This window comes from Streptomyces varsoviensis, from assembly GCF_000718635.1.
GTDB classification, from domain to species: Bacteria; Actinomycetota; Actinomycetes; order Streptomycetales; family Streptomycetaceae; genus Streptomyces; species Streptomyces varsoviensis.
The window spans coordinates 46,991-66,704 of sequence record NZ_JOBF01000013.1; the positions used below are offsets into that span (position 1 = coordinate 46,991).

At 70.4% G+C, this 19,714-nt stretch carries 21 protein-coding genes; 12 read left to right on the forward strand and 9 right to left on the reverse strand.

Annotated elements, in window-relative coordinates; genetic code table 11:
• Positions 1 to 9: 9 nt before the first annotated feature.
• The 5 genes from IF55_RS18805 to IF55_RS18825 all read left to right on the forward strand — a co-directional run bounded on the left by IF55_RS18805 (position 10) and on the right by IF55_RS18825 (position 3,511).
• Positions 10 to 897 carry a DUF5936 domain-containing protein gene (locus tag IF55_RS18805; protein WP_030877918.1) on the forward strand — a complete coding sequence of 296 codons (888 nt, stop codon included), beginning with the start codon at positions 10 to 12 and terminating at the stop codon, positions 895 to 897.
• Between the two features lie 436 nt (positions 898 to 1,333).
• Positions 1,334 to 1,558: a Flp family type IVb pilin gene (locus IF55_RS18810; protein ID WP_030877921.1), complete on the forward strand. Its 225-nt coding sequence runs from the start codon at positions 1,334 to 1,336 to the stop codon at positions 1,556 to 1,558.
• A 47-nt stretch (positions 1,559 to 1,605) separates the two neighbouring features.
• Positions 1,606 to 2,262, forward strand: coding sequence for a pilus assembly protein TadG-related protein (locus IF55_RS18815; RefSeq protein WP_063764012.1), 657 nt, complete (start codon positions 1,606 to 1,608; stop codon positions 2,260 to 2,262).
• Between the two features lie 31 nt (positions 2,263 to 2,293).
• Positions 2,294 to 2,872 (forward strand): hypothetical protein, encoded by a 579-nt coding sequence (locus IF55_RS18820; RefSeq protein ID WP_030877923.1) that lies wholly within the window; start codon positions 2,294 to 2,296, stop codon positions 2,870 to 2,872.
• Positions 2,873 to 2,881: 9 nt separating this feature from the next.
• Positions 2,882 to 3,511: an OmpA family protein gene (locus tag IF55_RS18825; RefSeq protein WP_030877926.1), complete on the forward strand. Its 630-nt coding sequence runs from the start codon at positions 2,882 to 2,884 to the stop codon at positions 3,509 to 3,511.
• A gap of 18 nt (positions 3,512 to 3,529) precedes the next feature.
• Here the strand turns inward: IF55_RS18825 and IF55_RS18830 are convergent, their stop codons facing one another.
• The 5 genes from IF55_RS18830 to IF55_RS18850 all read right to left on the reverse strand — a co-directional run bounded on the left by IF55_RS18830 (position 3,530) and on the right by IF55_RS18850 (position 7,223).
• Entirely contained in the window at positions 3,530 to 4,099 is a 570-nt protein-coding gene (locus IF55_RS18830) for a hypothetical protein (RefSeq protein ID WP_157854289.1), read from the reverse strand.
• On the reverse strand, positions 4,096 to 5,775 hold the full coding sequence (locus IF55_RS18835; RefSeq protein ID WP_048832168.1) for an alpha/beta hydrolase: 1,680 nt from the start codon (positions 5,773 to 5,775) through the stop codon (positions 4,096 to 4,098). Before IF55_RS18835 ends, IF55_RS18830 begins: the two co-directional genes overlap by 4 nt.
• The gene (locus tag IF55_RS18840; RefSeq protein WP_157854290.1) at positions 5,772 to 6,080 is read right to left on the reverse strand and encodes a hypothetical protein; all 309 of its coding nucleotides are present in this window, start codon (positions 6,078 to 6,080) and stop codon (positions 5,772 to 5,774) included. The genes IF55_RS18835 and IF55_RS18840 overlap by 4 nt, the downstream gene beginning before the upstream one ends.
• 316 nt (positions 6,081 to 6,396) lie before the next feature.
• Positions 6,397 to 6,987, reverse strand: coding sequence for a PDDEXK family nuclease (locus tag IF55_RS18845; RefSeq protein ID WP_048832170.1), 591 nt, complete (start codon positions 6,985 to 6,987; stop codon positions 6,397 to 6,399).
• Positions 6,963 to 7,223 carry a hypothetical protein gene (locus IF55_RS18850; protein ID WP_048832171.1) on the reverse strand — a complete coding sequence of 87 codons (261 nt, stop codon included), beginning with the start codon at positions 7,221 to 7,223 and terminating at the stop codon, positions 6,963 to 6,965. The genes IF55_RS18845 and IF55_RS18850 overlap by 25 nt, the downstream gene beginning before the upstream one ends.
• A gap of 137 nt (positions 7,224 to 7,360) precedes the next feature.
• Here IF55_RS18850 and IF55_RS18855 point away from each other — a divergent pair, with 137 nt between their 5' ends.
• Positions 7,361 to 8,848, forward strand: coding sequence for a hypothetical protein (locus tag IF55_RS18855; protein ID WP_157854291.1), 1,488 nt, complete (start codon positions 7,361 to 7,363; stop codon positions 8,846 to 8,848).
• A gap of 67 nt (positions 8,849 to 8,915) precedes the next feature.
• On the opposite strand, the gene IF55_RS18860 is transcribed toward IF55_RS18855, so the two are convergent.
• On the reverse strand, positions 8,916 to 9,263 hold the full coding sequence (locus IF55_RS18860) for a DUF192 domain-containing protein (RefSeq protein WP_030877942.1): 348 nt from the start codon (positions 9,261 to 9,263) through the stop codon (positions 8,916 to 8,918).
• A 54-nt stretch (positions 9,264 to 9,317) separates the two neighbouring features.
• Between IF55_RS18860 and IF55_RS18865 the strand changes: the two genes are divergently transcribed.
• On the forward strand, positions 9,318 to 10,064 hold the full coding sequence (locus IF55_RS18865; RefSeq protein ID WP_030877946.1) for a prepilin peptidase: 747 nt from the start codon (positions 9,318 to 9,320) through the stop codon (positions 10,062 to 10,064).
• Between the two features lie 666 nt (positions 10,065 to 10,730).
• Here IF55_RS18865 and mgrA read toward each other — a convergent pair.
• Complete coding sequence (gene mgrA / locus IF55_RS18870; protein WP_030877950.1) at positions 10,731 to 11,768, reverse strand: L-glyceraldehyde 3-phosphate reductase; 1,038 nt, start codon at positions 11,766 to 11,768, stop codon at positions 10,731 to 10,733.
• A 111-nt stretch (positions 11,769 to 11,879) separates the two neighbouring features.
• Here mgrA and IF55_RS18875 point away from each other — a divergent pair, with 111 nt between their 5' ends.
• The 4 genes from IF55_RS18875 (at position 11,880) to IF55_RS18890 (ending at position 17,187) form a co-directional block, all read left to right on the forward strand.
• Positions 11,880 to 12,641 (forward strand): isoprenyl transferase, encoded by a 762-nt coding sequence (locus IF55_RS18875; protein WP_030877953.1) that lies wholly within the window; start codon positions 11,880 to 11,882, stop codon positions 12,639 to 12,641.
• Positions 12,642 to 13,044: 403 nt separating this feature from the next.
• Complete coding sequence (phoH2, locus tag IF55_RS18880) at positions 13,045 to 14,367, forward strand: RNA 5'-3' helicase PhoH2 (RefSeq protein ID WP_030877955.1); 1,323 nt, start codon at positions 13,045 to 13,047, stop codon at positions 14,365 to 14,367.
• Between the two features lie 411 nt (positions 14,368 to 14,778).
• Positions 14,779 to 15,501: an aggregation-promoting factor C-terminal-like domain-containing protein gene (locus IF55_RS18885; protein ID WP_030877958.1), complete on the forward strand. Its 723-nt coding sequence runs from the start codon at positions 14,779 to 14,781 to the stop codon at positions 15,499 to 15,501.
• 144 nt (positions 15,502 to 15,645) lie between these two features.
• A complete protein-coding gene (locus IF55_RS18890) occupies positions 15,646 to 17,187 on the forward strand; it encodes an AI-2E family transporter (protein WP_048832174.1) in 1,542 nt (513 codons plus the stop codon).
• Between the two features lie 315 nt (positions 17,188 to 17,502).
• Here IF55_RS18890 and IF55_RS18895 read toward each other — a convergent pair whose 3' ends face one another.
• On the reverse strand, positions 17,503 to 18,036 hold the full coding sequence (locus IF55_RS18895; RefSeq protein WP_030877963.1) for an alkyl hydroperoxide reductase: 534 nt from the start codon (positions 18,034 to 18,036) through the stop codon (positions 17,503 to 17,505).
• Positions 18,037 to 18,042: 6 nt separating this feature from the next.
• The gene (locus IF55_RS18900; protein ID WP_030877966.1) at positions 18,043 to 18,597 is read right to left on the reverse strand and encodes a peroxiredoxin; all 555 of its coding nucleotides are present in this window, start codon (positions 18,595 to 18,597) and stop codon (positions 18,043 to 18,045) included.
• Positions 18,598 to 18,731: 134 nt separating this feature from the next.
• On the opposite strand from IF55_RS18900, the gene IF55_RS18905 reads away from it, so the two are divergent.
• Positions 18,732 to 19,688, forward strand: a complete 957-nt coding sequence (locus tag IF55_RS18905; RefSeq protein ID WP_030877969.1) for a LysR substrate-binding domain-containing protein — start codon at positions 18,732 to 18,734, stop codon at positions 19,686 to 19,688.
• Positions 19,689 to 19,714 lie beyond the last annotated feature (26 nt).

Below are 19,714 nucleotides of genomic sequence, written 5' to 3' on the forward strand. Positions count from 1 at the left end.
GCCGCCCCCATGGAACTCCTGCTGGCCCTGGTCATCGGCGCCTCCGTCGCGGGCATCTGCTACGGCATCGCGCTGTGCCGCAGCGAGGCGAAGCTCCCCGCCGACCTCGCCCTCGCGCTGGAGGTCGGCGCGACCCGTACGACGGCGGTCGGCTCCGCCGTGGACCGCCTCGGCATGCGGTACGCGCCGCTCGTGCTGCGGCTCATGGGGGCCAAGCGCATCGACCGGGTCCGGCGGCGCATCGACCGGGCGGGCAACCCCGGCGGCCTGACCGTCGACCGGTACGCGGCCCGGCGCGCCGTCTACGGCGCGCTCGGCTTCGGCGGCGCGCTGGTCATGCTCGTACGGGGCCAGCTCCTGCTGGCCCTGCTGCTGATCGCCTTCGGCCTCTTCTGGATCGAGGTCGGCATCTGGGCGGCGGTGCGCGAGCGGCGGGACGCGATCGAACGGACGCTGCCCGACTTCCTCGACGTACTGGCGGTGGTGGTGAGCGCGGGGCTCGGTTTCCGCCAAGCTCTCGACCGGGTCTCCGAGAAATACGAGGGCCCCTGGGCCGACGAATTGCGCATCACCCTGCGCCAGATGGATCTCGGAGTGAGCCGCCGCGAGGCGTTCGAGGAGCTACGCAAACGCAATGACTCCGAACAAGTGGCCCAGTTCGTCACCGCCTTGCAGCAGGGCGAGGAACTGGGTTCACCGATCGTGGAGACGCTCATCGGCATCTCCGCCGACATGCGCCGCACCGACGCCCAGCTCGCCCGCAGGCGCGCGGCACGGGCCGTGCCGCGCGCCACGATGGTCATCACGACCTTCATGGTCCCGGGCACGATGATCCTGCTCGTGGCGGGCTTCTTCCTGGGCTCGGGCATGGATTTCGGCTCCCTCACGGGGGATTGACCGCCGGCACCCACCGAGAGGACCCCACATGCCGCCCCTCGCCCAGCCCCTCGTTCCGTCCCCGCCCCCACCCCGCCCCCGCACCCGTTCGACTTCGGCCGACTTACGCCAAGCACCTTCGCGTCTGCAACCTCATGTGGGACAGTCATGGCCCGAGAACCCCTCCACGGGCGTGGCTGAGCGGGGGTGAGACCGATGAGCCGCGAGATGCGTACGAAACGCATGGGATCTGTGGTGTTTCAACTCCCCGAACGGGGAAGGCAATGGTGCCGGGTGCACTGTTCCGCGCCTGGTGTTTCGGCGTACTTTGCTCGTGTCACGAGCGCCACGACGAGCAGGACGAGTACGACGAGAACACACGCCGCGCACGCCGCGCACACCACGCGGACCGACTCGCCGGACCGGCCGAGGCGGCCCGGCCATGGAGGGGAACACGATGGGCAAGCGCTTCTGGGGAGTCCGAACGATCCGCCGGGGAGCACGGGCGAACCGGGGCCCGCGCCCCACGGCCTGGCGCGGCGACCGGGGCCAGACGTCGATCGAGTACCTGGGGATCATCGCGGTGGTGGTGGCGATCATCCTGGTCCTGACGACGACGGATTTCGGCGGCATGATCGCGAGTGCGATCTCGAACAAGATCTCCCAGGTCACCGGCATCTGACCGGGGCGCGCCCCGCGAGCTGGGCCAGGGGTGACGCCGGGCAGGCCATCCCCCTCTACATCACGGCCGTGGCCGCCCTCCTCTTCATCGCCCTGGCCTTCTTCGCCGTAGGCCAGGCGGGCGCCAGGAAGAACGGGGCGCAGACGGCGGCGGACGCCTCCGCTCTCGCCGCCGCCCAGGACTACCGGGACCAACTCCTCGACGGCTTCCTCAGGGACATCGCCGACGAGAGGGCCCGGGGCGCCTGGCTGAACGGCAGGGGAGCCGACGGGCCTGGCGCGTGCGGCGCGGCGGGGGCCTTCGCTGCGAAGAACGACGCCGAGGTCGATGCATGCGATCCGCTCCCGGACTTCGCGTCCACGGCGTTCACGGTCGAGGTCACCTCCCGGGAATCCGTGGGCCGGTCGGTCGTGCCCGGCACGGAGAACCGCAAGGCCCACGCCAAGGCCAAGGCCGTTGTCGAGCCCCGCTGCGCCATCGCTCCCGAGACTCCTGGCAGGCCCACTCCTGACGCACCTGACGCTTCGGACGCGCCGGGCCGCGGGTCGGAGGGCCCGGGCGGTGGCCCCGAGGCAGGGGACAAGGACGACAAGAAGCCCCTCATCCAGCTCGTCTGCGACGGCCGCCCGTTGTCCATCGACCCGGAACAGCCCGTCCCCCTTCCCCGAGCCAAGGACTTGTTCACCGTCCGCCTCGCCACCTGACGGTCGACCGACGAGCGAAGGAACGCCACTCATGAGCAATCGGCACACGACGAAGGCCCTAAGGAGTGCGGCCGCGGTGGCGCTTACGGCCACGATGGCCATCGCTGTGACCGGCTGTGGCGGTGACAGCGGCGGACAGAAGTCCGACAAGGGCGCGTCCAAGGAATCCACCGGCCCACGGGCCGACGGGGGCAAGAAACCGGCGGCTCAGTCGACCACGGCCATCGGCGAGATGAAAGGGCCGGACGGCATCGTCGTGACCCTCAACTCCGCCATTCGCGAGGACGGCGGATTCATCACGGTCAACGGCACGCTGACGAACCGCGGGAGCAAGGTGTTCAACGCCTACGCGTGGCGCTCCAAGGAAACGGAGATGAGATCGCAGTCATCGATCTCCGGCGCCTCGCTCGTGGACGCCGCCGGAAAGAAGCGCTACCTCATCCTCCGCGACACGGACGGGGAATGCCTCTGCTCGACCGGGCTCTACGGCATCAAGCCCAACGAAAGCCGCCCCATCTTCGCCCAATTCCCGGCACCCCCGCAAAGCGTCACGCAAGTGGATTTCCAACTCCCCTCCATGCCCACCGTCAACATCAAAATCACCGGGTGAGCCGTCCCCATGACCACGCCCCGGAACTCCCGCCACGGCGCGCTCCTCGCCGCCGCCGTCCTCGCCGCCGCCTTCCTGGCCGTGTACGTGCCGCCGCCCGTCGCACAGGCCGACAGCGGCCCCGGAGTGCCGGCCGACTCCAAGCCGCCGGTGAAGCTCGATGCCAACGACCCGGACCTCAAGATGCGCGCCGGCGCCAAGCTGGCTCCCGGGCGGGTGCTCGACATCAAGTCCGTGGTCGAGACCGACAACGGCGACGAGCGCCGCGAGGACACCAACGTCGATGTCACCTTCGCCCTGCAGGCCGAAGTCCTCTTCGCGAAGGACAGCGCCCGGCTCAGCGGCGAGGCCAACACCCGCATCCGGACCATCGCCGACGAGGTGAAGAAGCAGAACGCCACCACCCTCCGCGTCTTCGGCTTCACCGACAACCTCGGCTCCGCCGCCCACGGTCTTGTTCTGTCCAAGCAGCGCGCCGACGCGGTACAGCGCCGCCTCGCCGAATACCTGGGCTCGTCCTCCCTCTCCTACCAGATCCGCGGCTACGGCGAGGCATATCCCATCGCCGACAACTCCACCGAAGACGGCCGCAAGAAGAACCGCCGCGTAGAGGTCAGCTTCCCCCGCTCGAAGAGCTGACCGCGATACCCCGCCCCGTCACTGGGGGCTCTGGGTCGCGCCCGGCGGGATCATGCAGGGGGAATTGATGCCGATGGCTATCTCCTGATAGCCGCCGTTCGTCTTCGCGGATTCGATGCCGATGAAGAACCCTTCCTTGGCCGGCCGAGCCTCCAGGATCATGCTCTGCTTGGGGGGTTTGTACGTTCGCTCGGTGGTGATGGTGTAGCCCTGGTCCACCAGCGTCTTCCGTAGCTTCTTCGCCGCCTCGTTGTGCTGCTCCGGGGGGATCGTCACCCAGGCGCTGTACATCATCACGTACCTGTCGTCGGTGGCCTCCTCGCCGTTCTTTCCCGTGCACCCGAGGAAACTGACGTCGGGCTGACGCGAGTTGACGGGCTTCCCGATCACTTTGGCGAGACGCTTGGTGAAATCGCGCGCCCAGTCCTGAGCGTGCTCCTTGCTCATGCGCGGCAGCGGGTCGTTCTTGCCCTTTTCACCGGCTTCGGACATGCAGCCCCCTAGTGCGATAACGGTGAAAGCCGCTGCGGCAATCGCGCGGAACACTTTGAACATGCCACATCGGCCTGCGCGCTGCTGCGGCTTCATTTAATTCCCTGCGGAACGTTGGGGAAGGGGTTCGGGATGTTACCGGAGTAGCGATCCGGATTTCTGGCCGGGGTGGTGGTGATGGGCTCGCCGGTGATGATGCGTCCCTGATTGGTGAGGCTTTCGCTGGGTTGGCCGTTGATGTAGTCCCAATAGCCGCTGTGTCCGCTGGTGTCCACTTTGAAGTGCCGCGCGCCGAACGTGTCGTTCCGGGTGTCGCTGCCCAGCGAGGCGCCGGCGAAATTGTTGATGATGGGATCGTCTTTCGCCGCGCCGATAAACACGTGCTTGGGATCGATGTTCAGATCACCGGCGTGCTTCACGGTCATGCCGGGGCTGCCGACCGCGATGATGTTGTCGGCGCCGAGGCCATGCCCGCCCGCCGCGCCCGCGCCCACCGTTGTCGATCCGTAACTGTGGCCTATGACGGTGAGGTTGCTGTGGTGGCCCCCCTGCGCGGCTCGCGTCCCCTCGGTGAAGTGCCGAAGCGCCTCCCCGCCCTCCTTGGCCCGGCCCGTGGAGACCACGCCGAGATCGAAGTCGGAGTCGAAAACGTTCTCGTTGGGCGGGTCATAGTCGAGCCAGGAGATCACCGCGGTGGATTCGTTGGGATGGATCTTGCGTGCTGAGGAACGCAGGGCATTGATCCGGTCTATCTCGCCCCCCGCCCCCCTCAAATCCGAATTGACCCCCGGCACCAGCACGGCCGTGTTCTTCGCCGTGTCCGGGTTGCCCATGGCGACGATGGCTCTGCCGTCGCCCTCCTGGCGGAGTTTGAGCAGGTAGAGTTCCCGCCCTTTGGGCGCGCCGTCGGCGGCGTCGAGTTTCTTCTTCAGGGCCCGGAGGCCGTCCTGTTGCTTGTTGAACTGGTCGGCGTTGATGGTGTGGTCCGGCGGGGCCGGGTTGAGGTACTGGTCGAGGAGCAGGCGGTTGGCCTCGTCGCGGGCCACCGCGGGCAGGCCGTCCAGGGCGCCGATCTGTTTCGGGTACATCGCGATGTACGTCTGCTGCTCGTCATGGCTGAGGTGTTTCCACCACTCGGCGTTCTCCTTGACGTCCTTGCCGTCCGGGATGCCGTACGGGCCGATCCCCAGGTGCTTGGCCACGTCCCGGGCCTCCACCGCGGTCTGGCCGAGGGCGTCCTCCTCGTCCAGCAACTGGGCCCGGACGTCGCCGATCGCCTTCTCGCCGTCGTCGCTGGCCTTCTTCGCGTCCTTGATGGCTTGGTTGATCTTGTCCTGGTGGCCGGTCATGGCCTTGGTGTAGTCGGGCAACACCGTGGCCTGGTCGGGGTCGTGGTGCGCGTCGATCAGCCATTGGGGCAGCGAGACCTGGCCCGTGGTGTCGTCGATGACGTAGTCGTCCTGTTCCGCGCTCTTGATGGCGTTCTTCAGGTCCGTCTGCGCCTGCTTCATGTTCACGGCCGCGGTGTCCAGGACTGTGGCTATCAGCAGCGCGTCCACGTGCGCCGCCTCCAATTGGCCCTGGAGGGTGTCCAGAACCGGTTTTCCCGCCTTGGCGCTGTCTCCGTGCCAATTGGCCAGTGGGCCGGTGACGTGCCTGCGGTGATCTTTGTGCGCGGTTTCCAGCTTCCTCGCCAGGGACTCCCAGGCCGACTTGGCCGCCTCCAGGTCGGATACGTCGAGCTTGAGCAGAAGCTGATAGAGAGTGCTCATCGCTTCAGATCCCCCGAGAATGTCCGGTAGATGTCGTGGTCGTTCCATGTGTGCATGTCGGCGATGTCCCGGAGCAGTTCCTCGCTCTTGGCTATGCGCTTGCGCATGGCGCCCAGGGCCGTCTCCCATTCCTCGGCGCTCGTCTCCAGCGCCGCGCCGAACGACCAGCCTTTGAGCGCGCTCGCCGCGTCCTTGCTCTTGTTCACCGCCTTTTTCACCCGCGGTTCCAGGTCTCTCGCTATGCGCCCGGAGGCCCCCGCGCTCGCCCGCAGGTCCTGCGGAGGAATCCCCAGTTTGTCGCTCATAGCGCCCCCTCGCGTTTCAGCCGATGCCCGGCCCGCCATCGTCAGGCGCCCCGGCGGCGACGTCCGCACCGTTGCCGCTCCGGTCAACTCGGCTGCTCAGCAGCGCCCTTCGCCCGTATGGCGGGCATTCAACTTTGCCATTCCGCGACAACTGATAGCACGGACGCCACCCCTCATCACATGAGTACGCGTGCTCATGTACTCGATGCCCGCCCTCTGCTATCCCGCCCCGCCCTCCGCTATCCCCGCCCGCGCCCCCTGCTGCGCCTCCGCCCCCGTTCATTCCGCCCCTCACCGGCGTGCCCCGCGGTTCCCGTCACCCCGGCCAGCTTCTGTCCAAGTGCGAGAGGGAGCCCTGAACCGTCCGGATGAAGAGGCGCGGGCGGTACAGCACGTCGTCGCGGGTGAAGCGGAGGAGCTGGCGGATCTGCGGGGAGGACGTGAGTTCGTTGAAGCGGATGGTGTCCTCCTGGTGGGCCGCTCTGGAGCCGTGCCACGCGAATCCCTCGATCTCCACCGCCAGGCCCTGTTCGCGGAAGAGGAAGTCCACCCGCCGCCTGCGCCCCTGCGCCGTGACCACTTCCGCCTGGGATTCGGGATGCAGGCCCGCGTCGTGCATCTCCAGACGCGCCGAGGACTCGGCCGGCGAGCCCGACGACGGATCGGCCAGGGCGAGTGCCTGCCGGGCCGTGCCGGTGCGGGCGCGGCGCGGCCCCGTGGCGAGGGCCTCGGACACCTGCCGGAGATCGGCCATCCCCCTGGCGAACACCGAGTCGGCGGCGATGACCGCCGCGCGGCAGGGGAGCGTACGGAGCAGGTCGCAGGTGGTCCGTACGACCGTGGTGACCCGGATGCCGTCGACGTCCGTGATCTCCTCCTCGGTCAGCGGGAGGCGGTGCACCCGCATGCCGTACACCGTGACCGACGCCGCCGCTGCAACTGGATGGCCCGCAGCCGCAGCCGCAGATCGATGTCCTTGCCGGGCGCCGCCCACGCCCCTCGGTACATCGCGGTCCAGCCCGCCCGGCGCAGCAGCCGCGCGGCGCGCGAGGAGGTGAGGCCGAAGGCCGCGGCCTGCGAGGAGAAGAGGATGCCGCCCTGCGCCATCGCCAGGTCGTGCAAGGTGTCGTTGTCCGCCGTCATTGCTCAAGCACAGCGCACCGTCGCCAGCTCCGCGACCCCCTGTGGATAACTCCGGTCGCCGCCGGATCGGGGGTGTCCGGCACCGCGGTCGGCGGGCAGGATGGGGCTGCCGGGGGTATGGGTGAGGGAGGCGGGAAATGAGGGGCCGCAAGAGGGCGTTGGTGGCGGTGGGGAGCGTGGTGACGGGCCTCGGGCTCGTCGCCGGGCCCGCCGGCCCCGCCCGCGCCGATACCGTCGCCCGCGCCGATACCGTCGCCCGCGCCGACACCGTCGCCCGGGCCGACACCGTCGCCGGGACCGACAGCACCGTCGAGGCCGACAGCACCGTCGGGACGGGTGGCGACGCCGGTGTCGTCGATGCCCACGGCGGGGCGCCGGCCCCGTACCGAATGGCCCGGAACGCCGCTCCCGTCCACGGCTCGTCCGCCGGCGCCGCCGGCCCGCGGCTGCGGCCCGGCGCGCACACGTACAAGGACACCATCGCGCCGGGCGAGAGGAAGTACTACAGCGTCGATCTGGACGCCGTCTCCAACGCCTATGTATCGGCCGTCGCCGTGCCCCGGCCCGGCGCCACGATGGGGGTGCGCGACGGCATCGACGTCTCGCTCCGGACCGCCGACGGCATGCGGTGCGGCATCAGCCACCACCGCTCCTTCCTGACCACGGGCGGGGCATACCCCGTCAGCGACTACGCGGACCGAGTGGTCAAGCCGGGCGGGGCCTGCCAGGCGGCCGGTACGTACCACTTCGTCGTCGAACGCGGGGAGTCGGCGGGCGGGGACGCGGCGGCGGTCCCCGTCGAGCTGAAGTACGTCTCCGTCCCCCCGCCGAAGCAGCGGCAGACCGCGCGCCCGCCGGGCTCCGCGTCGGCCGGCCCGTCCGTGAGCACGCCTTCCGGCGCCCCCCGGAGCATCGTCGGAGGCACCGGGTTCAACGACGCTCCGGACACGCCGGCCGGAGTGTGGACGGACCTCGTCCGGCCCGGCGAGACGCGCTTCTACCGGGTGCCCGTCGACTGGGGCCAGCGGATATACGCCGACGCGGAGTTCGCGCCGCCCGCGCCGACAGCACCCAGGGGAGACACGGGAGCCGCGGCATCCACGGGACCCACGACAGCCACGGGAGCCACGGCATCCGCACCTCCCACGAGGCCGTACGTGATCAACGGCGTGCGGATGGGGCTGAGCAACACCGCGCGCGGCTACGTGGCCAACAAGACCACCGGCTATCAGGGGAAGCCCGCCACGCTCTCCCTCGACACCGCCCCCGCGGAGCCCGGCAACGCCTCCGGCACCACGCTCGCCGAGTCCACCAAGGCGATGCGGTTCGCCGGCTCGTACTACCTTCAGGTCAGCGTCAACGCGAAGGTCGCGGACGGGGGTTCGGGCGCGGTCCCGGTCACGCTCCGGATCGACGTCACCAAGGACCGCGGGCCGCGGCCGACGCCCGGCGCGAGCGCCGGCACCGCCGCGGGGGCCGATGCCGACCGGCGGACGGCCGGTGCGAGTGGCCGGGGCCACGAAGGCATGCGGGCCCTCGGGTACGCGGGCGTCGGGACCGGTTGCGCGCTGCTGCTCGGCCTCGGCGGCTGGACGCTCGCGCTGCGCCGCAGGCCCCGGAAGTAGCCCGTAACCGCCCTCCGAAGGGGCCCCGCTCCCCGGGCCGCCCGGACTGAAGGACCCGGCAGCACCCTCACACGCCGATCGCCACCCGCACCCCCGCCCGCAGCCCCCAGCGCTCCATCGCCCCCGCCTCCGCCTCCAGGACGTGGCGGGCGCGGGGCCGGGGCGCGCCGAGGCGGCCGGGGCGCATGGTGCGCACGGCGAGGACGGTCAAGTCCCGGTCGAGGTAGGCGACGTCGATGGGGAACCGCATCCGGAAGGTGTGCACGCTCGTGGCGGGGGTGAGGAGCAGCGCGCCCCCGATGCCGTCGCGCCCGAGGAGCCCGCGGGTGCGGGCGCGGTACGAGGCGGCGATCTCCAACGGCACCGCCACGCCGGGAAGATGGAGTTGGGTTCTGCCGTCCCGCCAGCGCGCCATGGCGTTCGTTCTATCAGACGCTCACGCGGCCCGCCGGGTCCGTAGGCTCGGAGCGTGCACGCGTTGCCGCTGTTCCTCGCCCTGCTGTACGGCGCCGCCGCGGGGGCGCTGCTGCCGCGCCCCCTGTACCGGCTGGCCGTCGAGCCCGACCGGCCGTGGCGCTCGGCGTGTCCGCGCGGGCACCCGATAGCGGGGTGGGCGGGCCGCGCGGTGTGCCCGAGCTGTCCGGCCGGCTCACGGACGTACGGGCCGGGGGCGAGCCCGCGGCCGTGGGGCCGGCCGGTGGTCACCGCCGTGGTCTGCGGGGCGCTGGCCGCGTCGACGGGGGCGCGGCCCGAGCTGGCGGTGTGGCTGCTCGCCGCCCCGGTCGCGGTGGCGCTGGCCGAGGTCGACCGCGCGGTGCGGCGGCTGCCGGACGTGCTCACGCTGCCGCTGGCCGCCGGTGTCGCGGCGCTGCTCGGCCTGGCCGCGCTGCTGCCCGGGGCCGCCGGGTCGTGGACAGGGGCGCTGCTCGGCGGGGCGGCGCTGGCGGGCGGGTATTTCCTGCTCTTCCTGATCAATCCGAGCGGTATGGGCTTCGGGGACGTGAAGTTGGCCGTCGCCCTGGGGTGCGCGCTGGGCTGGTACGGCTGGGGCGTCCTGTTCGCGGGCGCGTTCCTGGGGCTGCTGCTGGGATCGGTGTACGGGGTGTGGCTGATGATCTCCGGGCGGGGGCGGCGCGGTACGACGATGGCGCTGGGCCCGTACATGATCGCCGGGGCGTGGCTGGGGCTGCTGCTGGGCGGAGCGGCGGCGGCCTGAGGGAGGACGGGTGTCGGTTTGAGGGAGAACGGGCGTCGGCCTGATGAGCGACGGGGCGCGTGGGGCGAACGGATGAACGCCTCGGATGTCCCGGTTCAGTCTAAATTCGGCACGTAGTAAACGAATTGCCGCATAACGTAGTTCGTACGGGCGTATGTGCCCTACAGTCGCTTACGCACTGCTCACACGCGATCGCTGGAAGTGCATCGCGCGGGCCTGCCTGGAATCTCCTGCCCTGGGAGAGGTGGTCCCGCGTCAGGGAGACGAGCCACCAGCTTTCGCACGTGTGATGTCGGACCGATGTGACGATGGGGGACGCTCTCGGGTGGGACGGCTGAGGGGGAGCGCCGCGCGAGCCCGTTCTACGGCGTACGCCTTCTGGTGGCGGGGCGGACGGGGGGTCGGCCCGTCCCGGCGGAGCGCCCGGCGAAGATCTACGGCGGCCCGGCCCGTCAGCGCGACACGCGCCGTCACCCGCGCCGATGCACAGAGCACGCCCTCCGAGCGGTTATGGTGGAAACCCCCCCTCGGGCCGGTCCGTAACCCCCCCCCACGGACCGGCCCGCTTTTTCATGCCTCCGCGGGGCCTCGCAGACCGGCGCGGGAGGCCCCTTGATAGAGGCCCCTTAATACGGGGGGCGTCACTTATGCGCCCCCCGCGACGTTCTACGACCTCCCCGCCCAGATATTGACGCCCTCCGTGCTCACCGCGTAGGAGTCGATCTCCGCCAGCTCGTCCGGGGTCAGCTTCGGGGCGCCCAGGGCCGCCACGTTCGCCTCCAACTGGCGCACGCTCGACGCGCCGATCAGCGCCGATGTCATCCGCTCGTCCCGCAGCACCCAGTTCAGGGCGAGCTGCGCCAGCGACTGGCCCCGCCGGTCCGCGATCTCGTTCAGCCCGCGCAGCCGCCGTACGACCTCCTCGGTGAACAGCTCCGGATCCAGCGACTTGCCCTGCGCGGCCCGCGAGTCGGCCGGGATGCCCGCCAAGTACTTGTCGGTCAGCATGCCCTGCGACAGCGGCGCGAAGGAGATGCAGCCCATGCCCTCCGCCTCCAGCGTGTCGAGGAGCGCCACGTCCTCGATCCACCGGTTGATCATGGAGTAGGAGGGCTGGTGGATCAGGGCCGGTACGCCCCTCTCGCGCAGCAGCCGCGCCGCCTCGTGGGTCTGCTCGGAGTCGTACGAGGAGACGCCCGCGTAGAGCGCCTTGCCCTGCTGGACGGCGGACGCGAGCGCGCCCATCGTCTCCTCCAGCGGAGTGTCGGGGTCGAAGCGGTGCGAGTAGAAGATGTCCACGTACTCGACGCCCATTCGCTGGAGCGAAGCGTCGAGCGAGGACAGCAGGTATTTCCGGGAGCCCCATTCCCCGTACGGGCCGGGGTGCATCCGGTAGCCGGCCTTGGTGGACAGGACCAGCTCGTCGCGGTAGGGGCGGAAGTCCTGGGCGAACAGCTTGCCGAAGTTCAGTTCGGCCGAGCCCGCGGGCGGCCCGTAGTTGTTGGCCAGGTCGAAGTGGGTCACGCCCAGGTCGAAGGCGCGGCGCAGGATCGCGCGCTGGGACTCCAGGGCGCGGTCGTCGCCGAAGTTGTGCCATAGGCCGAGGGAGATCGCCGGGAGTCTGAGGCCGCTGCGGCCCGTACGCCGGTACTCCATGGAGTCGTAGCGTTCGTCCGCGGCGCGGTAGTACGAGGGGTCGCTCATGTTGTTCTGCCTATCACGGAGTTGTGACAGGGCGGGTTGGGAGAGGGCCGTGTGCGGGCAGTAGGGTTGCGCCCCTGGGGGCGATGGCCATGCACGGAGGGGCTAAAAGACGTGAACTTGCGTGACCTGGTGTACGGGCTCTACGCCCGCCGGGTGGAGAACCGCCTCGACCACGCACAGGTGCCCAAGCACATCGGCGTGATCCTCGACGGCAACCGCCGCTGGGCGCGGGCCGACGGCCGCACGGCCGAACAGGGGCACCAGGCGGGCGCCGAGAAGATCAAGGAACTGCTCGGCTGGTGCGCCGAGACCGATGTCGAGGTCGTCACGCTCTGGCTGCTCTCCACGGACAACCTCGTCCGCCCCGAGAACGAACTGCGCCCCCTGCTGGGCATCATCGAGAACACCGTGCGCGGGCTGGCCGCCGACGGCCGCTGGCGCGTGCACCACGTGGGCACCCTCGACCTGCTGCCCGACCGCACCCAGACCGTGCTCAAGGAAGCCGAGCAGACGACCTACGACAAGCGGGGCATACTCGTCAACGTCGCCGTCGGCTACGGCGGGCGGCAGGAGATCGCGGACGCCGTCCGCTCGCTGATCCTGGAGGCGGCGGAGCGCGGCAGCTCCTTCGAGGAGCTCGCCGAGATCGTCGATGTCGAGCACATCTCCAAGCACCTCTACACGCGCGGCCAGCCCGACCCGGACCTGGTGATCCGCACCAGCGGCGAGCAGCGGCTCTCCGGCTTCATGCTCTGGCAGAGCGCCCACTCCGAGTACTACTTCTGCGAGGTCTTCTGGCCCGCCTTCAGGAAGGTCGACTTCCTGCGCGCGCTGCGCGACTACGCCGCGCGCCACCGCCGCTACGGCGGCTGACGCTCCCCGCCGCGCGGCGCGCCGCCTCGGCGCGGCCGGCCGACACGCCGGACCGACCCGTCCGGCGGTACGGACCACCGCCGTACGGACTACGGCGTACGGGCTCCACGCGAAGCGGCCAGCGCGATGATCGAATCGTTCACCTGCTCGTCGCATATGCCGTTGCATGGGCGCGCACGTTGGAGGGAATATCCCTGACAGGTCGACGGCCTGTCCAAGGTCGTCGAACTGCCAGCGGGCGGCATGGGGCCGCCCGCCCGGGAGGCCCTTTGCACACGGACGACCGTGCGGATCGTACGGACGACGCGGAGGGCCGGCGTCCGGCCCTCGTAGGGCCAGGACCCGGTCCATTCCCGCGCGACGACGTCGCACCCCGACCTCTCCCGAGGGGGTTCGTCCACCCGTGGTGACCAGCAAGAAGCGCCGTGAGCACGACCGGCGCACCTATGTCCTCGACACCAGCGTCCTGCTGGCCGACCCAGGCTCGATGTCCCGCTTCGACGAGCACGAGGTCGTGCTGCCGGTCGTGGTGGTCACCGAGCTGGAGGCCAAGCGGCACCACCCCGAGCTCGGCTACTTCGCCCGGCAGGCACTGCGCCTGCTGGACGGCTACCGGGTGCAGTTCGGGCGGCTCGACGCGCCGATTCCGATCGGCGAGTTGGGCGGGACGCTCCGGGTCGAGCTCAACCACTCCGACCCGGGCGTTCTTCCGGCGGGCTTCCGGCTCGGCGACAACGACTCGCGCATCCTGGCGGTCGCGCGCAACCTCCAGGCCGAGGGGCACGACGTCACCGTCGTCTCCAAGGACCTGCCGCTGCGCATCAAGGCGTCGTCCGTCGGGCTGCTCGCCGAGGAGTACCGCGCCGAGCTGGCGATCACCGACTCCGGCTGGACGGGGATGACCGAGCTGGCCGTCGGCGCCGAGCAGGTCGACGAGCTGTTCGCCGCCGAGCGCGTGGACGTGCCGGAGGCGGCCGAATTGCCCGTGCACACGGGTCTGGTGCTCCAGTCCGAGCGCGGCAAGGCGCTCGGCCGGGTCGCGGCGGACGGTTCGGTCCGGCTGGTGCGGGGCGACCGGGAGGCGTTCGGCATCCACGGCCGCAGCGCCGAGCAGCGCGTGGCGCTCGATCTGCTGCTCGACCCGGACGTCGGCATCGTCTCCATGGGCGGCCGCGCGGGCACGGGCAAGTCGGCGCTGGCGCTCTGCGCCGGCCTGGAGGCCGTGCTGGAGCGGCAGCAGCACCGCAAGGTGATGGTCTTCCGCCCGCTGTACGCGGTCGGCGGCCAGGAGCTGGGCTATCTGCCGGGCAGCGAGTCGGAGAAGATGAGCCCCTGGGCGCAGGCCGTCTTCGACACGCTCTCGGCGGTCACCAGCACCGAGGTGATCGAAGAGGTGGTGGGCCGCGGCATGTTGGAGGTGCTGCCGCTCACCCACATCAGGGGCCGCTCGCTGCACGACGCGTTCGTGATCGTCGACGAGGCGCAGTCCCTGGAGCGGAACGTCCTGCTGACGGTGTTGTCGCGGATCGGCGCCAACTCGCGCGTCGTGCTCACCCATGACGTGGCGCAGCGCGACAATCTGCGGGTCGGCCGGTACGACGGCGTGGTCGCGGTCGTCGAGAAGCTCAAGGGCCACCCGCTCTTCGCGCACATCACGCTGAACCGTTCGGAGCGCTCGCCGATCGCGGCGCTGGTGACCGAAATGCTGGAGGACGGGCGGATCTAACGGAGTTCGCACCCTGGGCGCCGCGCGGCGAAGCGGAGGAGCTTAGCCGCGCGGCGCTGTGCTGCGCTGCCCTTTCCGAAAAACGGACCGGCCAAACAGGGTGTGAGCTTTCCCACGCAACCGGGAATTGCCTAGGAGCGTTGCGTTCCGGCAGAGTCTGGGTCCTGTCAGGCCCCGCATACGGCACACGAGCACCCCCAGCGGTGCGACACCACAAGAACTGAACAGCGTCGCCGTATGCCGCCCGAGCACCACGCGGACCTCCCTTCCCGGAGGGCCCACCGGGCCCGTGCCTCCTGTGACCAGCCGGCCCCACCGCTCTTCGGGGACCGGGACCAATCGGAGGCCAGCGCCAGGGGCACGATTGCGTCCGCACGGTCACCTATGCGGGCGATGCTGGAAGGAAACCGTGTGAGCCGGATTTCGGTCCGGGGATTCGCGGTGGCGTCGGCCACCGCGGTCACCACAGTCGGCGCCGTCGTCGGTGTCGCCTCGGGCAGCGAGCAGCAGGGCTCGGCCGACTCGGTCGAGGCCACCGCGGCCGATTCGACGATCCTCGCGGATATCCCCACTGGGCAGAACGTCCAGGCCCAGACCGCTTCCCTGACGCAGCAGGCGGACACCCAGTCCGCGGCCGCCGCGTCCGACGCCAAGAAGTCCGCCGAGGCGGCCGCCCGCAAGCAGGCCGCCAAGGACGCGCAGGCCAAGAAGGACGCCGCGGACGAGAAGGCCAAGAAGGAAGCCGAGGAGAAGGCGAAGAAGGAGCACGAGGAGAAGGAGAAGGAGACCAGCCGTTCCGGCGGTCACGACGACGTCTCCAACCTCTCCGTCAAGGGCTCCTACACCGTCGCCGAGGTCAAGGCCATGGCGCAGCAGATCGTCCCGGCCGACCAGTTCCAGTGCTTCAGCAACATCGTGAACCACGAGTCCACCTGGAACTACAAGGCCGTCAACGCCTCCTCCGGCGCGTACGGGCTCGTGCAGGCGCTGCCCGGTTCCAAGATGTCCTCCGTGGGCGCCGACTGGCAGACCAATCCGGCCACGCAGATCAAGTGGGGCCTCAGCTACATGAACACCACCTACCACAGCCCGTGCGGCGCGTGGGCGTTCTGGCAGGCCAACAACTACTACTAGGCCGCTCTGCCACCATCACTCGGCCCCCGACCTCAACCGGTCGGGGGCTTACGTGTGTCTACAGGGGAGACACCTGCCGTGCCCGAGGCCAGGTCACGGGTAACGTCGACCCGTATGGCCGCGGGGATGGGGTAGAGGAAGAGAATGTCCAGATTGCCAGAGTGGGTCGGCGGCTTGGGGGCCGGTCTGTCGCGGCTCGCCGAGCGGTTGGACCAGCGGCGCAGGGAGGCGTCCGAGGACGCCGAGCTGGGGCCGCCCGACCGGGAGGACCCCGGATACGGGGCCGAGCGCGGATACGGAGCCGAGGGCGCGTACGAGCGTGAGCGCGCGGGTTCCGCGGCGCCGGACCGTACGGGCGCCTCCGCCGAGCCGCCCCAGGGCCCCGGCGAAGAGCCGCGGCCGCGGGGCGCCGGGTGGGAGAAGGACCGGGACCGCACGGGCCCGGCCGCTGATGCGCCACGAGGCGACGCCGAGCCGCACGAACCGGAACACGTTCCCCCGCCGCCCGCCTACGCCCCGGCCATAGCGCCCCGGCCGGACCCGGTCGCCGCCGTCCCCTGGGGCGTGCGGGTGGCCGCCGAGGTCGGCTGGCGGATGCTGGTGCTGGCGGGCGCGGTATGGGTGCTGATGAAGGTCATCAGCGATGTCCAGCTCGTGGTGCTCTCGTTCGTCGCCGGACTGCTCATCACGGCGCTGCTCCAGCCGACCGTGGCGCGGCTGAAGCGGCGCGGCGTGCCGCGCGGCCTCGCCACCGCCACCGTCTTCATCGGCGGCTTCGTCATCATGGGCCTGGTCACCTGGTTCGTGGTGTGGCAGGTGACGGAGAACATCGACGACCTCACGTCCAAGGTGCAGCACGGCATCACGGATCTGAAGCACTCGCTGCTCAACAGCCCGTTCCATGTCACCGAGGACCAGATCAACAACATCGCCGACAACCTGAGCAAGGCCATCGGCAGCAACACCAAGGACATCACCTCGGCGGGCCTGGAGGGCGTTCAGGTCGTCATCGAGATGTTCACCGGCATCCTGCTGACGATGTTCTCCACTCTCTTCCTGCTCTACGACGGGCCGAAGATCTGGGGCTGGCTGCTCAAGCTGCTGCCCGGCGCCGCCCGCGAAGGCGTCGCGGGCGCGGGGCCGCGGGCGTGGGCGACGCTCACCGCCTACGTGCGCGGCACGGTGATAGTGGCGCTGATCGACGCGATAGCCATCGGCATCGGGATCTACTTCCTGGAAGTGCCCATGGCGGTGCCGCTGGCCGTGTTCATCTTCCTGTTCGCGTTCATCCCGATGGTCGGCGCGGTCGTCTCGGGCGCCCTCGCGGTGATCGTGGGGCTGGTGACGCACGGGGTGTTCACGGCGGCGATGGTGCTCGTGGTGGTCCTGGCCGTGCAGCAGATCGAGGGCCACGTCCTGCAGCCCTTCATCCTGGGGCGCGCGGTGCGCGTCCACCCGCTGGCCGTGGTCCTCGGCGTCGCGACGGGCTCGCTGATCGCGGGCATCGGCGGCGCGGTGGTCGCGGTGCCGCTGGTCGCGGTGACGAACACGGTGGTCGGCTATCTGCGCGCGTACTCCAAGGAGCAGGCGCTGCGCGCGGCCCCGGCGACGCACGCGCCGGCGGCGGGGGAGGGCCGGGCCTCGGCGCCGGCCGACCGGGTCGGAGCAGGGGGGACGCGGGAGTAGCGGCCGGGCGGCCTCTCCCGGACGCCGGGCGGGGCCGCCCCACGGTACGTACGGTCGTACGCACCGGGCGGGGCCGTCCCACGGTACGTACGGTCGTACGCGGGCCGGGCCGTCACGCGCGCGAAGCCGTACGTACGGACGCGAAACCGTACGGACGCGCACGGAGCCGTACGGGTGCGCACGGAGCCGTACGGGCGCGAAGCCGCATACGGCCGGGCCGGCTGAGGTCGTACGTACGCGAAAAGGGGCGGTCCCGCCAGCGGTGTGCTGGTGGGACCGCCCCACGCCCCTCGACATGGCGCCGTACGCGGCCCGTCAGCCGTTCAGCACGGCCTCGGAGTCGAGCGTGGCGCCGACGGCCTGCAGGACGGCGGCGATCTTGAACGCCTCCTGAATCGTCTCGCGGTCGACGCCGGCCTTGCGGAGCACCTGCTCGTGCGAGTCGAGGCACATGCCGCAGCCGTTGATCGCGGAGACCGCGAGCGACCACAGCTCGAAGTCGGCCTTCTCCACGCCCGGGTTGCCGATGACGTTCATCCGCAGGCCCGCGCGCAGGTTGCCGTACTCCGGGTCCGACAGCAGGTGCCGGGTCCGGTAGTAGACGTTGTTCATCGCCATGATGGCGGCGGCCGACTTGGCCGCGGTGTACGCCTCCGGGGAGAGGTTGGCCTTGGCCTCCGGCTCCAGCTCCGTGAGCACGCGCGGCGAGCGCGAGGCGATGGCGCAGGCCAGCACCGTGCCCCAGAGCTGCTGCTTGGGCAGCTCGGAGTTGCCGATCACCGAACCGAGGTTCAGCTTCAGGTCCTTGGCGAAGTCCGGTATGGCGGACTTCAGTTCATCGAGAGCCATTCCTGGTCACTCGCCCGCGAGCAGCGCGACCGGGTCGAGGGTGTCCTCGCCCTTGGTCCAGTTGCAGGGGCACAGCTCGTCGGTCTGGAGCGCGTCGAGGACCCGCAGGACCTCCTTGGGGTTACGGCCCACGGAACCGGCGGTCACCATCGTGAACTGGATCTCGTTGTTCGGGTCGACGATGAAGACGGCGCGCTGCGCGAAGCCGTCCTCGCCCTCGACGCCGCAGTCGCGCATGAGGTCGTGCTTGGAGTCGGCGAGCATCGGGAAGGGCAGGTCGCGCAGGTCGGCGTGGTCCTTGCGCCAGGCGTGGTGCACGAACTCGGAGTCGCCGGAGACGCCGAGGATCTGCGCGTCGCGGTCGGCGAACTCGTCGTTCAGCTTGCCGAACGCGGCGATCTCGGTCGGGCACACGAAGGTGAAGTCCTTCGGCCAGAAGAAGACGACCTTCCACTTGCCCTCGTAGGTCTTCTGGTCGATCTGCGCGAAGGCCTTGTCCGCGTCGAGGTCCACGCAGGCGGTCAGGTCGAACTCGGGGAACTTGTCACCGACAGTGAGCACGCGCTCTCCTTCAGACTTGCTGAGGAAACCCGTTACAGGAGTTTCCTGAGGGTTGGACGAGAGCCACAGTGCCACAAGAGGCATTGATCAGTGAAATAGCTAGACTGTGTGTTGTTGATCGGAGGTAGTTATCAGTGACAGCGTCCACGACGCCGGGAAGCAGACCCCGGCAGCCCAGCCTCGCCCAGCTCCGGGCCTTCGCCGCCGTCGCCGAGCACCTGCACTTCCGTGACGCCGCGGCCGACATCGGCATGAGCCAGCCCGCCCTCTCCGGCGCGGTCTCCGCCCTGGAGGAGGTCCTCGGGGTCCAGCTACTAGAGCGTACGACCCGGAAGGTGCTGCTCAGTCCGGCGGGCGAGCGGCTGGCGGCCCGCGCCCGCACCGTCCTCGACGCCGTCGGCGCGCTGATCGAGGAGGCGGACGCGGCGCGCGCGCCCTTCACCGGGCCGCTGCGGCTCGGCGTGATCCCCACCGTGGCGCCGTACCTGCTGCCGACCGTACTGCGCCTGGTCCACGACGCCTATCCCGCGCTCGACCTCCAGGTCCACGAGGAGCAGACCGCCTCCCTCCTCGACGGGCTCGCCCACGGCCGGCTCGACCTGCTGCTCCTCGCCGTGCCGCTCGGCGCGCCCGGCACCACCGAGCTGCCGCTCTTCGACGAGGACTTCGTGCTCGTCATGCCCCACGAACACTGGCTCGCCGGGCGCGGCGACATCCCGCGCGAGGCGCTCAAGGAACTCGACCTGCTCCTCCTCGACGAGGGCCACTGCCTGCGCGACCAGGCCCTCGACGTCTGCCGGGAGGCGGGCCGCACGGCCGGCGCCGCCGTCACCACCAGCGCCGCGGGCCTCGCCACGCTGGTCCAACTCGTCGGCGGCGGGCTCGGCGTGACGCTGCTGCCGCGCACGGCGCTGCGCGTGGAGACCGACCGCAACGACCAGCTCACCACGGGCTGCTTCGCGGACCCGGCGCCGTCCCGCCGGATCGCGCTGGTCATGCGCTCCGGGGCCGCGCGCCAGGGGGAGTTCGAGGAACTGGCGGCGGCGCTGCGGGAGGCGCTGCGCGAACTGCCGGTGCGGATAGCGGCTTGACGGGCTGGATAGCGGCCTGACGGGTG

Excerpts from the sequence above, each read along its gene's own strand:
- IF55_RS18805 (WP_030877918.1), top strand. The coding sequence starts at position 10 with ATGGAACTCCTGCTGGCCCTGGTCATCGGCGCCTCCGTCGCGGGCATC.
- IF55_RS18810 (WP_030877921.1), top strand. The coding sequence starts at position 1,334 with ATGGGCAAGCGCTTCTGGGGAGTCCGAACGATCCGCCGGGGAGCACGG.
- IF55_RS18820 (WP_030877923.1), top strand. The coding sequence starts at position 2,294 with ATGAGCAATCGGCACACGACGAAGGCCCTAAGGAGTGCGGCCGCGGTG.
- IF55_RS18825 (WP_030877926.1), top strand. The coding sequence starts at position 2,882 with ATGACCACGCCCCGGAACTCCCGCCACGGCGCGCTCCTCGCCGCCGCC.
- IF55_RS18830 (WP_157854289.1), bottom strand. The coding sequence starts at position 4,099 with ATGAAGCCGCAGCAGCGCGCAGGCCGATGTGGCATGTTCAAAGTGTTC.
- IF55_RS18835 (WP_048832168.1), bottom strand. The coding sequence starts at position 5,775 with ATGAGCACTCTCTATCAGCTTCTGCTCAAGCTCGACGTATCCGACCTG.
- IF55_RS18840 (WP_157854290.1), bottom strand. The coding sequence starts at position 6,080 with ATGAGCGACAAACTGGGGATTCCTCCGCAGGACCTGCGGGCGAGCGCG.
- IF55_RS18845 (WP_048832170.1), bottom strand. The coding sequence starts at position 6,987 with ATGCGGGTGCACCGCCTCCCGCTGACCGAGGAGGAGATCACGGACGTC.
- IF55_RS18850 (WP_048832171.1), bottom strand. The coding sequence starts at position 7,223 with ATGACGGCGGACAACGACACCTTGCACGACCTGGCGATGGCGCAGGGC.
- IF55_RS18855 (WP_157854291.1), top strand. The coding sequence starts at position 7,361 with ATGAGGGGCCGCAAGAGGGCGTTGGTGGCGGTGGGGAGCGTGGTGACG.
- IF55_RS18860 (WP_030877942.1), bottom strand. The coding sequence starts at position 9,263 with ATGGCGCGCTGGCGGGACGGCAGAACCCAACTCCATCTTCCCGGCGTG.
- mgrA (WP_030877950.1), bottom strand. The coding sequence starts at position 11,768 with ATGAGCGACCCCTCGTACTACCGCGCCGCGGACGAACGCTACGACTCC.
- IF55_RS18890 (WP_048832174.1), top strand. The coding sequence starts at position 15,646 with ATGTCCAGATTGCCAGAGTGGGTCGGCGGCTTGGGGGCCGGTCTGTCG.
- IF55_RS18895 (WP_030877963.1), bottom strand. The coding sequence starts at position 18,036 with ATGGCTCTCGATGAACTGAAGTCCGCCATACCGGACTTCGCCAAGGAC.